Source organism: Streptomyces sp. NPDC093225 (assembly GCF_044753805.1).
Taxonomy (GTDB): domain Bacteria; phylum Actinomycetota; class Actinomycetes; order Streptomycetales; family Streptomycetaceae; genus Streptomyces.
The window spans coordinates 66,272-80,517 of record NZ_JBIVNX010000003.1 but is presented as its reverse complement, the minus strand read 5'-3'; the positions used below and the strand labels follow the sequence as shown (position 1 = coordinate 80,517).

11 protein-coding genes, 2 tRNA genes, 1 other RNA gene and 1 pseudogene are annotated in these 14,246 nt (G+C 74.9%); 8 read left to right on the top strand and 7 right to left on the bottom strand.

All coding sequences use genetic code 11. The features are described from left to right. Nucleotides 1-381: 381 nt before the first annotated feature. Nucleotides 382-672, top strand: a complete 291-nt coding sequence (locus tag ACIQCH_RS04390; RefSeq protein ID WP_402577795.1) for a hypothetical protein — start codon at nucleotides 382-384, stop codon at nucleotides 670-672. Beyond that, complete coding sequence (locus ACIQCH_RS04385) at nucleotides 669-1,097, top strand: type II toxin-antitoxin system VapC family toxin (protein ID WP_402577793.1); 429 nt, start codon at nucleotides 669-671, stop codon at nucleotides 1,095-1,097. Before ACIQCH_RS04390 ends, ACIQCH_RS04385 begins: the two co-directional genes overlap by 4 nt. Here ACIQCH_RS04385 and ACIQCH_RS04380 read toward each other — a convergent pair. Both ACIQCH_RS04380 and ACIQCH_RS04375 read right to left on the bottom strand, forming a co-directional pair. After that, nucleotides 1,072-1,253 (bottom strand): annotated as a pseudogene (locus ACIQCH_RS04380) (restriction endonuclease); the annotation flags it as partial. The gene ACIQCH_RS04385 and the pseudogene ACIQCH_RS04380 sit on opposite strands and share 26 nt — an antisense overlap. 63 nt (nucleotides 1,254-1,316) lie before the next feature. Continuing rightward, nucleotides 1,317-1,401, bottom strand: a tRNA-Ser gene (locus ACIQCH_RS04375). Between the two features lie 97 nt (nucleotides 1,402-1,498). On the opposite strand from ACIQCH_RS04375, the gene ffs reads away from it, so the two are divergent. The 6 genes from ffs to ACIQCH_RS04345 all read left to right on the top strand — a co-directional run bounded on the left by ffs (nucleotide 1,499) and on the right by ACIQCH_RS04345 (nucleotide 10,135). Beyond that, an RNA gene (gene ffs / locus ACIQCH_RS04370) (signal recognition particle sRNA small type) lies at nucleotides 1,499-1,597 on the top strand. A gap of 109 nt (nucleotides 1,598-1,706) precedes the next feature. Next, entirely contained in the window at nucleotides 1,707-3,989 is a 2,283-nt protein-coding gene (locus ACIQCH_RS04365; protein ID WP_402577791.1) for a DNA polymerase III subunit gamma and tau, read from the top strand. A gap of 60 nt (nucleotides 3,990-4,049) precedes the next feature. Continuing rightward, the gene (gene purD / locus ACIQCH_RS04360) at nucleotides 4,050-5,303 is read left to right on the top strand and encodes a phosphoribosylamine--glycine ligase (protein ID WP_402577789.1); all 1,254 of its coding nucleotides are present in this window, start codon (nucleotides 4,050-4,052) and stop codon (nucleotides 5,301-5,303) included. A gap of 318 nt (nucleotides 5,304-5,621) precedes the next feature. Beyond that, entirely contained in the window at nucleotides 5,622-7,367 is a 1,746-nt protein-coding gene (locus tag ACIQCH_RS04355) for a hypothetical protein (RefSeq protein ID WP_402577787.1), read from the top strand. A gap of 204 nt (nucleotides 7,368-7,571) precedes the next feature. After that, complete coding sequence (locus ACIQCH_RS04350; RefSeq protein WP_402577785.1) at nucleotides 7,572-9,131, top strand: N,N-dimethylformamidase beta subunit family domain-containing protein; 1,560 nt, start codon at nucleotides 7,572-7,574, stop codon at nucleotides 9,129-9,131. A gap of 98 nt (nucleotides 9,132-9,229) precedes the next feature. Then, nucleotides 9,230-10,135, top strand: a complete 906-nt coding sequence (locus ACIQCH_RS04345) for a phosphoribosylaminoimidazolesuccinocarboxamide synthase (protein ID WP_402577783.1) — start codon at nucleotides 9,230-9,232, stop codon at nucleotides 10,133-10,135. Between the two features lie 166 nt (nucleotides 10,136-10,301). Here the strand turns inward: ACIQCH_RS04345 and ACIQCH_RS04340 are convergent. The 5 genes from ACIQCH_RS04340 to ACIQCH_RS04320 form a co-directional block, all read right to left on the bottom strand. Further along, nucleotides 10,302-10,374, bottom strand: a tRNA-Gly gene (locus ACIQCH_RS04340). 22 nt (nucleotides 10,375-10,396) lie between these two features. Then, nucleotides 10,397-11,026 carry a response regulator transcription factor gene (locus ACIQCH_RS04335; protein ID WP_402577781.1) on the bottom strand — a complete coding sequence of 210 codons (630 nt, stop codon included), beginning with the start codon at nucleotides 11,024-11,026 and terminating at the stop codon, nucleotides 10,397-10,399. Nucleotides 11,027-11,063: 37 nt separating this feature from the next. Beyond that, nucleotides 11,064-12,314 (bottom strand): sensor histidine kinase, encoded by a 1,251-nt coding sequence (locus ACIQCH_RS04330; RefSeq protein WP_402577779.1) that lies wholly within the window; start codon nucleotides 12,312-12,314, stop codon nucleotides 11,064-11,066. Nucleotides 12,315-12,339: 25 nt separating this feature from the next. Beyond that, nucleotides 12,340-13,146 (bottom strand): ABC transporter permease, encoded by an 807-nt coding sequence (locus ACIQCH_RS04325; protein WP_402577777.1) that lies wholly within the window; start codon nucleotides 13,144-13,146, stop codon nucleotides 12,340-12,342. Then, a complete protein-coding gene (locus ACIQCH_RS04320) occupies nucleotides 13,143-14,102 on the bottom strand; it encodes an ABC transporter ATP-binding protein (protein WP_402577776.1) in 960 nt (319 codons plus the stop codon). The genes ACIQCH_RS04325 and ACIQCH_RS04320 overlap by 4 nt, the downstream gene beginning before the upstream one ends. Nucleotides 14,103-14,246: the final 144 nt, after the last annotated feature.

The following is a 14,246-nucleotide window of genomic DNA, read 5'->3' as shown; positions in this document are numbered from 1 at the left end:
TCATCGAGTCCGCGATGCGTGGAAATGTCCGGTTGTGAGGCAAGTGAATGAGACTGGAACTGAGGCCACGGAACGACGAAGGTCCCGACCGCTTGCGGTCGGGACCTTCGTTTGCCCTGGTGGGCAGAGGCGGAGGATACGAGATTCGAACTCGTGAGGGGTTGCCCCCAACACGCTTTCCAAACGTTCGTACGCCCGTCCAGCGGAAGCCGCACCCATCCTGACCTGCGGCGGAGCTACGAGCGTGGCCCCTGTCCGGACGGGACGGGGGCGAATGAGACCAGAACTGAGACCGGGCAGCCTGGGTCCGACGGGATCCACCTTTGTGGGACGGCCGGCCAGCCTACGCTTGTCCTCAGGTATGGGCCCGCGGATTGCTTCGTGGAGGAGCCGATCATGAGTGCTGCCCCGAACCTTCCGCTGCCGCCCCGTCGGCCTGAAGATCCGCATCCGCTGCGGACGATTCGGGAGATCCGGGAGTCCTTGCCCGAGCGGCAGCTCGGGCACTTCGACGCCGAACTCGCCGACACGGACATCGACGCTCTTCCGGAGATGCTTCACCGCTGGGCCACCTTCGGCAGTGACGGATTTCTTGATCGGCTTGAGGCGGTCCCGTTCGAGGGCCTGGAGTTCGGGCAGCGTTCCTACGACGACGCGGCGAGTGGCGAGTGATCTACCTGCTCGACACCAACCTGGTCTCCGAGATCACCACCCGGCCGAAGCCGGCTCCGGCGGTTGTGGCCTGGGCCCGTTCGGTCCCGTCCACCGGCCCCTACCTGAGTGTCATCACGATCGCGGAGATCGAGGCGGGCATCGCGGAGACACCGGACCTCGTACGGCGTGCCGCTTTCGAGCGGGCGCTCGAAAGCATCCGCGATGACTACAGCGACCGGATCGCGGCCATCGGAGAACGGGAGGCCCTCGCCTACCTCTCGCTTCATCGGAAGCTGAAGAGCGCCGGAACCAGCATTGATCCGCCTGATGCGCTGATCGCCGCCAGCGCCCTGGCGAACGGCTGGACTCTGGTGAGCCGGAACGTCAAGCACCTGGCCCGGACTGGCGCGCTCTTGCTCAACCCGTGGGAGGACGAGGGCTGACCTGCGGGCGGCTGTGTGAGCCCCCGCGGGTCGGCTTCGCGGAAGATCTGCGCCAGGGCGCGGGGTGCCGTGGAAGACCTGGCTGGTGTGCCGCGAGCGGTGGTGCGCCGCCACGGGGCGGACGCCCGGCTGCAGGCCGATGAGCGGACGGCCCGCGGTACGACGAAGGGCCCGACCGTTGAACGGTCGGGCCCTTCGTTTCGCCTTGTCAGGCGACTGCGGAGGATACGAGATTCGAACTCGTGAGGGGTTGCCCCCAACACGCTTTCCAAGCGTGCGCCCTAGGCCTCTAGGCGAATCCTCCGCCGCAAACAATACAAGACGTTGAGGGGTGCTCGCGAACGTGATCGCTCCGGAGGTCGGGAGGCTCGATCCCCGGGCGTTTCATCCGCTACTCTGGGGCCAGCCCCTCACGTGGCGCTATCTCACCCAACTCCCCCAGGGCCGGAAGGCAGCAAGGGTAAGTGGGCTCTGGCGGGTGCGTGGGGGGCGCTTGCGTTCCCGGGCGGCCCACGACGCGGGGCCGGCGCTCGTGTGCCGGGGGGCGTACGGGCGTCGAGGGGCGTCGGCGGGAGCCGGTTGTCGGCGGGCCCGGATAACCTCGTAAACGTGTCGTCCCTTGCGCTGTACCGCCGCTATCGCCCCGAGTCGTTCGCCGAGGTCATCGGGCAGGAGCATGTCACTGCACCCCTGATGCAGGCCCTGCGGAACAACCGGGTGAACCACGCGTACCTGTTCAGCGGTCCGCGCGGCTGCGGAAAGACGACCAGTGCGCGCATCCTGGCCCGCTGCCTGAACTGTGAGCAAGGTCCCACCCCCACCCCCTGCGGGGAGTGCCAGTCCTGCCGCGACCTGGCGCGCAACGGACCGGGCTCGATCGACGTGATCGAGATCGACGCGGCCTCCCACGGTGGCGTGGACGACGCCCGTGACCTGCGCGAGAAGGCCTTCTTCGGCCCCGCCGCCAGCCGCTACAAGATCTACATCATCGACGAGGCCCACATGGTCACGTCGGCCGGCTTCAACGCGCTGCTGAAGGTCGTCGAGGAGCCGCCGGAGCACCTCAAGTTCATCTTCGCCACGACGGAGCCGGAGAAGGTCATCGGGACCATCCGGTCCCGCACCCACCACTACCCGTTCCGGCTCGTGCCGCCCGGCACCTTGCGCGAGTACCTGGGCGAGGTCTGCGGCCGCGAGGGCATCCCCGTCGAGGACGGCGTGCTGCCGCTCGTGGTGCGCGCCGGCGCCGGATCCGTGCGTGACTCCATGTCCGTCATGGACCAGCTCCTCGCGGGCGCGGCCGAGGACGGTGTGACGTACGCCATGGCCACCTCCCTCCTCGGCTACACGGACGGCTCCCTGCTCGACGCCGTGGTGGACGCGTTCGCCGCCGGCGACGGCGCGGCCGCCTTCGAGGTGGTCGACCGGGTGATCGAGGGCGGGAACGACCCCCGCCGCTTCGTCGCCGACCTGCTGGAGCGGCTGCGCGACCTGGTGATCCTGGCCGCCGTGCCGGACGCGGGCGAGAAGGGGCTCATCGACGCCCCCGCCGACGTCGTGGAGCGCATGCAGGCCCAGGCGTCGGTGTTCGGCGCCGCCGAGCTCAGCAGGGCGGCGGACCTCGTCAACGCCGGGCTGACCGAGATGCGCGGCGCCACCTCGCCCCGCCTGCAGCTGGAGCTGATCTGCGCGCGCGTGCTGCTGCCCGCCGCCTACGACGACGAGCGCTCCGTGCAGGCCCGCCTCGACCGCCTCGAGCGCGGCGGCGCCGCCGCCGCGGCGTTCGCGGCTCCCGGTGCCGCGCCCGCGATGGCGTACGTGCCCGGGCCCGAGGCCCACGTCATGGCCCCGCTCCCGCCCGGCGGCGGGGCGGCCGCGGCCCGTGCGGCAGTGCGCGGCGCCCCCGCGACGCCCGCCCCCGCGACGCCCGCCCCCGCGACCCAGGTCCCCGCGGCCGCAGCTCCCGTCGCGCCCGAGCCCGTACCCGCCGCCCCGGCGCCCGAGCCCGCCGCCGCCCAGGCCGCGCCGGGCGCCTGGCCCGGTGCCGCCCAGCCCGGGTCCGGCCCGGTCGCGCAGCCCCCCGCCCCAGAGGCCGCCGCGGCCCAGGCCCCCGCCGGCGCCTGGCCGACCGCGCAGAGCGCCCCGGCCCAGCCCGCTCCCGGCGCCTGGCCCGGCGCGGCCCAGCCGGGCTCCGGCGCGCCCGCGCGCGGGGCCTGGCCCAGCGCCGCCCAGCCCGGTACGGGCGCCCCCGTGCAGCCCGCCCCGCCCACGCCGGCGCAGGCCGCCCCGGCCGCCGCCGCGCAGCCCGCGGCCGCCGCGCCGTCCGCCGCCATGGTCCAGGGCGCCGGCCAGGTGCAGGCCATGTGGCCGGGCGTCCTGGAGGCCGTCAAGAACCGCCGCCGCTTCACGTGGATCCTGCTGAGCCAGAACGCGCAGGTCGTCGGCTTCGACGGCAGCACCCTCCAGCTCGGCTTCCCCAACCCCGGAGCCCGGGACAACTTCTCCAGCAGCGGCAGCGAGGACGTCCTCAAGGCGGTCCTGGCCGAGCAGTTCCAGGTCAACTGGAAGATCGACGCCGTCGTCGGCGGCGTCCCGGCCGCCCCCGCCGGACCGTCGTACGGCGCCCCGGCCCCGCAGCGCGCGTACGCGCCGCCGACCGCCGCGGCCCCCGCCCAGCAGCCGGCCGCCCCGGCCGCGCCCCAGGTCCCGCAGGCCCCGCCCGGCCCGCAGGGCGCCGCGCACCCGCAGCCGGCCGCCCCCGTCCCGGTCGCACCCGAGGACGACGTACCGGAGGAGGACGACCCGGACCTGGTGGAGAGCGCGCTCACGGGCCACGAGCTGATCGTGCGCGAGCTCGGCGCCACGGTGGTGGAGGAATACACGAACGAGTAGCGGCCCGGCCTTGGGTGCCCGCACAAAGATCGCGGGGCCGGGCGGGCTAGGCTGCCTCCCGTGAAGGTCCTCGTCATCGGCGGCGGCGCCCGCGAACACGCCCTGTGCCGCTCTCTGTCCCTCGATCCCGACGTCACCGCGCTGCACTGCGCCCCCGGCAACGCCGGAATCGCGGAAGTGGCGGAGCTGCACCCCGTCGACGCGCTCGACGGTGCCGACGTGGCCCGCCTCGCCGCGGAGCTCGGCGTCGACCTGGTCGTGGTCGGCCCCGAGGCGCCGCTGGTCGCCGGGGTCGCCGACGCCGTGCGCGCGGCGGGCGTCGCGGTCTTCGGCCCGTCCGCCGAGGCCGCCCAGCTGGAGGGCTCGAAGGCCTTCGCCAAGGACGTCATGGCCGGCGCCGGCGTGCCGACGGCCCGCAGCTACGTCTGCACCACCCCCGAGGAGGTCGACGAGGCCCTCGACGCCTTCGGCGCCCCCTACGTCGTCAAGGACGACGGCCTGGCCGCCGGCAAGGGCGTGGTCGTCACCTCCGACCTGGCCGCCGCCCGCGCGCACGCGCTGGCCTGCGAGCGGGTCGTCATCGAGGAGTACCTCGACGGCCCCGAGGTCTCGCTGTTCGCGATCACCGACGGCACCACCGTCCTGCCGCTCCAGCCCGCCCAGGACTTCAAGCGCGCCCTCGACGGCGACGAGGGCCCGAACACCGGCGGCATGGGCGCGTACTCGCCGCTGCCCTGGGCCGACCCGAAGCTGGTCGACGAGGTCATGGAGACCGTCCTCCAGCCGACCGTCGACGAGCTGCGCCGCCGCGGCACGCCGTTCTCCGGCCTGCTCTACGCCGGTCTGGCGATCACCAGCCGCGGCGTGCGGGTCATCGAGTTCAACGCCCGCTTCGGCGACCCCGAGACCCAGGTCGTGCTGGCCCGGCTGAAGACGCCGCTGGCGGGCGTCCTGATGAACGCGGCCCGGGGCACGCTCGACGCCGAGGCGCCGCTCAACTGGCGCTCCGACGCGGCCGTCACGGTCGTCATCGCCTCCCACAACTACCCGGACACGCCCCGCACGGGCGACCCGATCGAGGGCCTGCCGGAGGTCGCCGCCGAGGACGCCCCGCACGCGTACGTCCTCCACGCCGGCACCCGCTCCGAGGGCGGACAGGTCCTCAGCGCGGGCGGCCGCGTGCTGTCCGTGACTGCGACCGGTTCCGACCTGGCGCAGGCCCGTGATCGGGCGTATAAGGCCGTCGGCCGGATCCGCCTCGACGGCTCCCAGCACCGCACGGACATCGCGCTGAAGGCGGCCGAAGGCCGCTGACCCCGCCGCGGGGACACGCAGGGCCCGGAGCGCGCACGGCGCGCCCGGGCCCTTGGTGTTCGACCGCCGGTTCGACTGCATCCGGCCGCCGTCGAACGCACCCAGCTTTACCCAAAGCCATTCCATCGGGTGAGCAATCGCCTATCCGGCTGACGGACACCCGAGCCCCAACTAGGGTGCCGCGCAAGGATTCCGGCACTTGGCCCACCGGCATTGCGATGTCGGTGGCGGGTGCCACGCTGGGGGAGTGAGCAAAGCCGCCGCAGGGCAGAAGCCGCAGGGCAGAGGGGGTGACGTCCGGCCGTGTCCGGAACCGCAATGGGTATCGAAGTGGGCGCGCTGACCGCGCGGGCCCGGGCCGCCGCCGTGCTGCGCCTGCGCAGCCGGGCGCTGGCCGTCGCGCTGCTGCCCGCCGCCGTCGCGGTGGTGCTGGTGGCCGCCCGCCAGACCGGCAGACTGGCCGGGGACACCTGGTCCGCCGTGACGCTCGTCGTGGGCGCCGTGGCGGGGCTGGTGCTGCTGCTCGCCGGGGTGTTCGCGGCCGTGGTGCTGTGCGCCGGCCCCGCGACGACGCCGACCGTCCCGGTCTCCGAGGCGGCCGCGCCCGACCTGTACCGCCTCGTGCGCGACCTGGCCGAGCGGCTGGAGGTCCCGCCCCCCTCGGCGATAGCGCTGACCCCCGACTGCGACAGCTGGCTGGAGGACCGTACGCACGCCACGCAGCGGCGCGGCGCGGCCGGCGACCCCGCCCCGCGCACGCAGGAGGCGGGCTTCGCCGCCGCGCCGGTCCTGGTGATCGGCTCGCCCTTCCTGTGGTGGATGCGGGTGGCGGAGCTGCGCGCCGTCCTCGCGCCCGTCGTGGCGGGCACCGGCCCCTCGGCCGACCCGGACATAGCCGGGGCCCGGCGGTTCATCCGCGGGCTCGACGCGGCCGTGGACGTGGGCCGGCGGCCCGGCCTCGGATGGGTTGCCCGGCTCGGCCGGCTGCTGCTCGGGCTGTGCCGCGCGGACGCCACCGAGATGGAGCGCGGGGTGGCCGCGGCCGCCTCCGAGCGCGCCCAGACCGTGGACTACGGGCTGCGCATCGTCGCCCAGGAGCAGGTGGGCCTCGCCTACGCGGGCTGGGACCGGCTGCTGACCCGGGTGGCGCTGCCCGCCTGGCGGATGGGCCGCTGGCCCTCCCGGTTGGACGCGGGCGTGGTCTCCGCCCTCACCGAACTGTCCCGGCGCGACCGGCTCGCCGAGGGCTTCGCCTCCCGGCTGGGCGAGCGGCCGGCCTGCGACCTGCTGGAGGAGCCCGGCGTGGTGGACGAGGCCGCCTCGCTGCTGGCCGCGCGGCTCTTCCACGGCGGACCGGCCGAGCCCGGCCCCGACTGGTCGCCGGTGGACTGGACGGCGTACCCGGAGGAGGTCGTCGACCGCAAGTGGCGTACCGAGGCCGCCCGCCTGCACCGCGCCCTGGACGCCCTCGCCCTCCCGGCCGGGTACGAACCCGCCCTCGCACCGCCCGCCCCCGCCCCGGCCCCGGCCGAGCCGGACGCGCCGGACGTTCCCCACGTACCGAACGGGCCCGACGCCCGCGCCACGCAGGACGCCCCCACCCCCGCGGACCCGACCGCCCCCGCGCCCGCCGCACCGGCGCCCGACGCCCTGCACGGCCCCACCCTGGAGCGGGTGTTCCTCTCCCTCGCCGCCGGCCAGGCCGAGGACCTGGCCGCCCGGCTCAGCGCCGACGCCGCCCGCGACGAGCGGCCGGCCACCAGCCCCGGCCGCCGCGGCGGCTCCGACGCGCTGCCCCTCTTCCCGCTCCAGCCGCCCCGCTCCGGTCGGGACCTGCTGGCCGACCACGTCACCGCCATGGTGTGCTGCGCGGCCGTCGACACCGCCGGGGCCGCCCCCGGCCTCGACTGGCTCGACGGCCCCGCCCTCCTCCTCGGAGGGGCCCGCCGCACCGACCTGACCCCGCGGGTGCTGTCCCTCGTCGAGGACGGCGATCCGGACCCGCTGCGCTCCTGGCTCGCCGAGCTCGGGGTCCGCCCCGAGAAGCCCGTGCGCCTGGTCTGAAAACGCCCCCTTTCCCCCGGTCCGACCGGACCGGTATGTTCCGCTCACGTCAATCCGCGACAAACGGTGACGGAGTGCGTGCGTAATGTGATGTGCTGGGACCAGTCGCGGACCACCCGCGGCAGACCGGCGGACGGCACACACGCACACGGCGCGCGGGACCGACCCCGCGCGCGTCCGGGGGGCGAGGGAGGGGAGCAGCGCATGGGCGAGGCGGACCAGACCGAGGACCGGATCCGGGACGGCGGCGGGTCCGCGCGGGCCGACGGCCCGGCGGGCCCCGGGACGCCGCCCCCGATCCGGCGGTGGGAGTCGGGCGCCCTCGCGCACGCGGTCACGGACCCCTTCGGGCAGGGCCCGCTCCCCTGGTTCCGCGGCAGCGAGGTCTACTTCGACGACACCGGCCAGGTCGTCCCCTGGTACGTCGACCCCGCGGCGGCCCCCGGCCAGGTCCCGGCCCCCCGCGCGGGCGCCGGCGGCCCGCGCAGCGCCGACGACGTGCACCGCCAGATCAAGGGCTTCGCCTCCACGGGAGCGGTCGCCCCGGGCGAGGCCATCGACTTCCACATCACCGTCGACCCGCCCCAGCAGTTCTCCGTCGACGTCTACCGGATCGGCCACTACGGAGGCGACGGCGCCGCGAAGATCACCACCAGCCCGAGGCTGTCCGGCATCGTCCAGCCCGCCCCGCTCACCGCCGACCGCACCGTCTCCTGCCACCACTGGTGGCTCTCGTGGCGCCTCCAGGTCCCCTCGTACTGGAACCTCGGCGCGTACGTCGCCGTGCTGACCACCGCCGACGGCTACCGCTCCCACATCCCCTTCACGGTCCGCGACGACCACCCGGCCGACCTGCTCCTGCTGCTCCCCGACATCACGTGGCAGGCGTACAACCTGTACCCCGAGGACGGCCACACCGGCGCCAGCCTCTACCACGCCTGGGACGAGCAGGGCCGGCTCCTCGGCGAGCAGGACGCCGCCATCACCGTCTCCTTCGACCGTCCGTACGCGGGCGCCGGCCTGCCCCTGCACGTCGGCCACGCCTACGACTTCATCCGCTGGGCCGAGCGGTACGGCTACGACCTCGCCTACGCCGACACGCGCGACCTGCACGCCGGCCGCGTGGACCCCACCCGCTACCGGGGCCTGGTCTTCCCCGGCCACGACGAGTACTGGTCCGTCCCGATGCGGCGCACCGCCGAGGCGGCCCGCGCGCACGGCACGTCCCTGGTCTTCCTCTCGGCGAACACCATGTACTGGCAGGTGGAGCTCTCCCCGTCCCCGTCCGGCGTCCCGGACCGGCTGCTGACGTGCCGAAAACGCCGGGGCCCGGGCAGACCCGCGCTCTGGCGCGAGGTGGACCGGCCCGAACAGCAGCTGCTGGGCATCCAGTACGCCGGCCGGGTCCCGGAGCCGGCCCCGCTGGTGGTCCGCAACGCCTCGCACTGGCTGTGGGACGCCACCGGCGCCGACGAGGGCGACGAACTCGCCGGCCTGGTCGCCGGCGAGGCCGACCGGTACTTCCCGCGCACCCAACTCCCCGAGCACGAGGGCCGCATCCTCCTCGCCCACTCCCCCTACCAGGACGGCGACGGGGCCCTGCGGCACCAGGAGACCTCCCTGTACCGGGCGCCGAGCGGCGCCCTGGTCTTCGCCTCCGGCACCTTCGCGTGGTCGCCCGCCCTCGACCGGCCCGGCCACGTCGACGAGCGGATCCAGCGGGCCACGGCCAACCTCCTCGACCGGATCTGCAAGCGCGACTGAGGCGCGCGACGCGGGACGCGGGCCGACCCCGGGAACGGAGCACGCCCCTCCGTGCGCGAGAATCGGTGTGCCCTCATACAGAACCACAGGGAGACACCGTGTCCGGATTCGTCGAAAAGCCCGAGCCGGTTCAGGTCCCGGGCCTGGTCCACCTCCACACCGGCAAGGTCCGCGAGCTCTACCGCAACGAGGCGGGCGACCTGGTGATGGTGGCCAGCGACCGCATGTCCGCGTACGACTGGGTGCTCCCGACCGAGATCCCGGACAAGGGGCGGGTCCTCACCCAGCTCTCCCTGTGGTGGTTCGAGCAGCTCGCGGACATCGTTCCGAACCACGTCATCTCCACCGAGCTGCCCGAGGGCGCCCCCGCCGACTGGGCCGGCCGCACCCTGGTCTGCCAGTCGCTGAACATGGTCCCGGTCGAGTGCGTGGCCCGCGGCTACCTCACCGGCTCGGGCCTGGCCGAGTACCGGCAGACCCGCACGGTCTGCGGACTCGCCCTGCCCGAGGGCCTCGTGGACGGCTCCGAGCTGCCCGCCCCGATCTTCACCCCGGCCACCAAGGCCGCGGTCGGCGAGCACGACGAGAACGTCTCGTACGAGGAGGTGGCCCGCCAGGTCGGCGCCGAGACCGCCGCCCTGCTGCGCCAGACCACGCTCGCCGTCTACGGCCGGGCCCGGGACATCGCGCGCGAGCGCGGGATCATCCTGGCGGACACCAAGTTCGAGTTCGGCTTCGCCGCCGACAGCGGGACCCTGGTCGCCGCCGACGAGGTCCTCACTCCGGACTCCTCCCGCTTCTGGCCGGCCGACCAGTGGCAGCCGGGCCGCGCGCAGCCCTCGTACGACAAGCAGTTCGTCCGTGACTGGCTGACCGGCGAGTCCGGCTGGGACCGCACGAGCGAGGAGCCGCCGCCGGCCCTGCCGCAGCACGTGGTCGACGCCACCCGCGCCAAGTACGTCGAGGCGTACGAGCTGCTCACCGGCAGCCCCTGGAACTTCTGACCCGGACGACCCGGACGGCGGATCGCCCGACCGCCCGACCGCCCGGCCACCCGGACCGCGCCCGGCCCCGCCCCCGCACCTTCGCGGGGGCGGGGCCGACGCACGTCCGACGGGTACCCCGAACACGAAGAAGGCCCCGGTCGTGATGACCGGGGCCTTCCCTCTGAGCGGACGACGAGATTCGAACTCGCGACCCTCACCTTGGCAAGGTGATGCTCTACCAACTGAGCCACGTCCGCATGCGCCGTAGCGCGAGACCTACTATACCCAACCTTTGAGGCGGGCGAGACGCACGGCCGCGTGCCGGTTCTCCGCACCCAGCTTCGCGGCCGCCGACGACAGGTAGTTGCGCACGGTCCCGGGCGACAGCGCGGCCCGCTCGGCGATCTCCGCGACCGGCGCGCCGTCCGCCGCGAGTTCGAGCAGCTCGGCCTCGCGGGCGGTCAGCGGCGAGTCGCCCGTGCTGATCGCGTCGGCCGCCAACTCCGGGTCCACGTACCGCCCTCCGGCGTGCACGGTCCTGATGATCTCGGCGAGGCGCTGCGCCGAGACGGTCTTCGGGACGAAGCCCCGCACCCCGGCCGCCAGGGCCCGCTTCAGGTAGCCGGGCCGCCCGTGACTGGTCACGATCATGGTTCGGCAGTCCGGGAGTTCGGCCCGCAGGGATGTGGCGACGCTCACACCGTCCGCCCCCGGCATCTGGAGGTCGAGCACGGCCACGTCCGGCCGGTGGGCCCGGGCCATCGCCAGCGCCTCCGGCCCCGAGGCGGCCTCCGCGACCACCAGCAGGTCGTCCTCCAGGCCCAGCAACGCCGCCAGCGCGCCCCGGATCAGGTGTTCGTCGTCGGCCAGCAGGACCCGTACGGCCGCCCCGCCCGTGCCCCCGCTCATGCCGCTCCCCCGCTCACGCCCGTACCCGTACCGCGCCTCACGCCCAGGTCCCTTCTCCAGTCGCCGCCACCGTCGCCGCCCCCGCCCCCGCCGGCACGGTCGCCGTCAGCCGGAACCGGCCGCCCGCCACCGGCCCGGCCTCCAGCGTGCCGCCCAGCACCGCCAGTCGCTCCCGCAGCCCCGCGAGGCCCGACCCGGGTGCGCCCGAAGGCGCCTGCGGCGCCCCGTCGTTCTCGATCTCCAGCACCGCGGGCGCCGCTCCGGCACCGCCGGCGAGGTGGATCAGGCACTCGCGCGCGTCCCCGTGACGCAGCACGTTCGTCGTCGCCTCCCGCACCACCCAGCCCAGCGCGGACTGCACCGCGGCCGGCAGTGCGCCGCCGGCCGAGCCGTCCACCCGGCAGTCGATCCCGGCGGCCGCCAGCACCCCGCGGGCGCCCTCCAGTTCCACCGCCAGGTCCACGCCCCGGTAGCCGCGTACCACTTCCCGCACCTCCCGCTGCGACTCGCGCGCGATCCGCTGCACCTCCACCATCTGGTCCACGGCCTCCGGGCGTTCGCGCCGGGCCAGCTGGACGGCGAGCTCGCTCTTGAGCGCGATCACCGCGAGGTTGCGGCCCAGTACGTCGTGCAGGTCGCGCCCGAAGCGCAGCCGCTCCTCGGCGACCGCCAGCCGGGCGCGCAGCTCCCGCGAGCGGTCCAGTTCCCAGACGATCCGCAGCAGCCAGGCGGAGAACCCCGAGGTGATGGCGAAGAACCCGGCCACGGCCAGCGCCGCGACGCCGTACCCGAGGGCCTCCCAGCCCGACCGTCCGAAGGCCAGCACCGCGACCACCGTCCCGGCGGCGGCCCCGAGGGTGGCGTACACCGTGTCCCGGACGCGGCGCAGGCACAGCACCAGCCCGAGGACGCCGAAACCCACCGGGCCGAGCACCAGCGTGGGCAGCGCCCGGTCGTCCCCGGCCAGCCCCGCGGCCGCCAGGCCCAGGGCGCCGAGCGCGGTCGCGGCGGTCAGCGCGGCGAGGGCCGTCGCCCCGCGCACCGGCCGCTCGCGCCGCCCGCCCACCCATGCCAGGGCGCGGCTCGACACCACGCCCATCAGCACCGCGTGGCCGCAGATCAGCAGCTCCAGCAGGAGCACGGCCGGGCCGGAGGAACGCGTCCCGACCGCCGCGCCCGCGACGGTCAACACCTCCGTCACGGCGAAGAACACGTACGAGCCCCGTGTGTAGAGCTCCACCTTCGACGCGCTGCCGCGTCCCTGCCACCACCCCGTCAGCCTGGACATGCCGGCCGCCCCTTCCCCGATCCCCTCAGCGCCGCGGCTCCCAGCGGAACCAGCGCCGCACCGCGTCCCCCGTGATGATCGCCCAGGCGAGCGTGAGGACCGCGGCCTGCACCAGGTTCCCGGCCCCGGCGGTGCCGAGCCAGCCCGCGCGGACGAACTCCATGGCCCCGGTGAACGGCAGCAGGTCGCAGACGTCCCCGACCGCGTCCGGCAGCACCTCGCGCGGCATCAGCATCCCGGAGCCGAGCACGGCGGCCAGGAACAGCGGCAGGGTGCTGAGTCCGGCGGTCTCCACGGTCCGGGTGACGGCCGAGGTCAGCGCGGCCAGCCCGGCCGACAGCGCGGCGACGGCCAGGATCCCGAGGAGCAGCAGGTCCGGCCGCCGCGGCGCGGGTACGTCGAGCAGGGCCGTGCCCCCGACGGAGAGGACCGCGCACTGGGCGAGGGCGATGACGGCGGCGGGCAGGGCCGCGCCGACCAGGATCTCGGTGTCCGTGGGCTCGCCGGTGCGCAGCTGCTTGAGGACCAGTTCCTCGCGGCGTGCGGTGTAGGTGGCGGTCAGGCCCATGTAGAGGACCAGCACCAGGATCAGGCCGGTGCCGCCGACGAGGGTGGCCGCCCCGGCGCCCATCGGCAGGTCCGCGGCGTCCATGCCGGTGACCGTCGAACGCAGCAGGAACAGCATCGCGGCGGGCATGAGCAGGGCGAGGGTGAGGCTGTTGCGGTTGCGGCCGAGCAGCGTGAGCTCGGCCCGGCCGAGCGCGGCCAGGCGCGCCCCGCCGGGGGCCGTCCGGCGGGGCCGGCGGCCTTCGGTGGTGGTGGGGTGGCTCATCGGACACCTTCCGGGGTGCGGTCGGCGATCTCCAGGAACGCCTCTTCCAGGGACGGGGAGCGGGCGTCGAGCCGGTCCAGCGCCGTGCCGGAGTCGGCCGCCCAGCGCAGGAGTTCGCCGAGGGTCTCCTGCAGCGTGGTGGTGCGGATCTCCACCCGCGGGCCGTCGGCCGCCGCCCGCAGCGCGAGCGGCAGCCGCGCCGCGGGCACGTCCGCGGGCAGCCGGAACCGGATCCGGGCCGGCCGGGAGGCGGTCACCTCGCCCGGGGTGCCGGCGAGGACGAGCTCGCCGGCGTGCAGGATCGCGAGCCGGTCCGCGAGCTGTTCGGCCTCCTCGAGGTAGTGGGTGGTGAGCAGCACGGTGGTGCCGTCGTCGCGCAGTTCCCGGACGAGGTCCCACGTGTCGCGGCGGCCCTCGGGGTCCATGCCGGAGGTGGGTTCGTCGAGGAAGAGCACCTCGGGGCGGCCGAGCAGGGCGAGCGCGAGGTCGAGCCTTCGCCGTTCGCCTCCGGAAAGCTGCTTCACGCGGACGGCGGCCCGGTGGGCGAGTCCGACCCGTTCGACGACCTCCGTGCGCCGGCCGGCGCCGGTCGGCCCGCGGGCGCCGGTGGTGCAGCCGGCCCACATGCGTACGGTCTCGGCGACGGTGAGGTCGGCGGGGAAGCCGCCCTCCTGGAGCATGACGCCGGTGCGCGGGCGGACCTCCGCGCGGTGGGCGTACGGGTCGAGGCCGAGGACGCGGACGGTGCCGCCGCCGGGCCGGGCCAGGCCTTCGAGGAGTTCGACGGTGGAGGTCTTGCCGGCCCCGTTGGTGCCGAGCAGGGCGAAGACCTCGCCGCGGGCGACGGAGAAGGAGACGCCGCGGACGGCGTCGAAGCCGCCCGCGTAGGTGCGGCGCAGGGCGTCGGCGGTGATGACGTGGTCGGTGCCGGGGCGTTCGGACGTGGTGGAGGTCATGCCTCCAGGTTTCCGGCGCCCCGGTGCGGCGGGCAGTGCGTGATGTCACCGGCCTTCCTGACATTTGTCAGGGTCGGCGGAAACGCGCGCCGCGCGGCGGGGAATCCCGTACGGGAAAACGCAGAAGGCCCGGTCGATGACCGG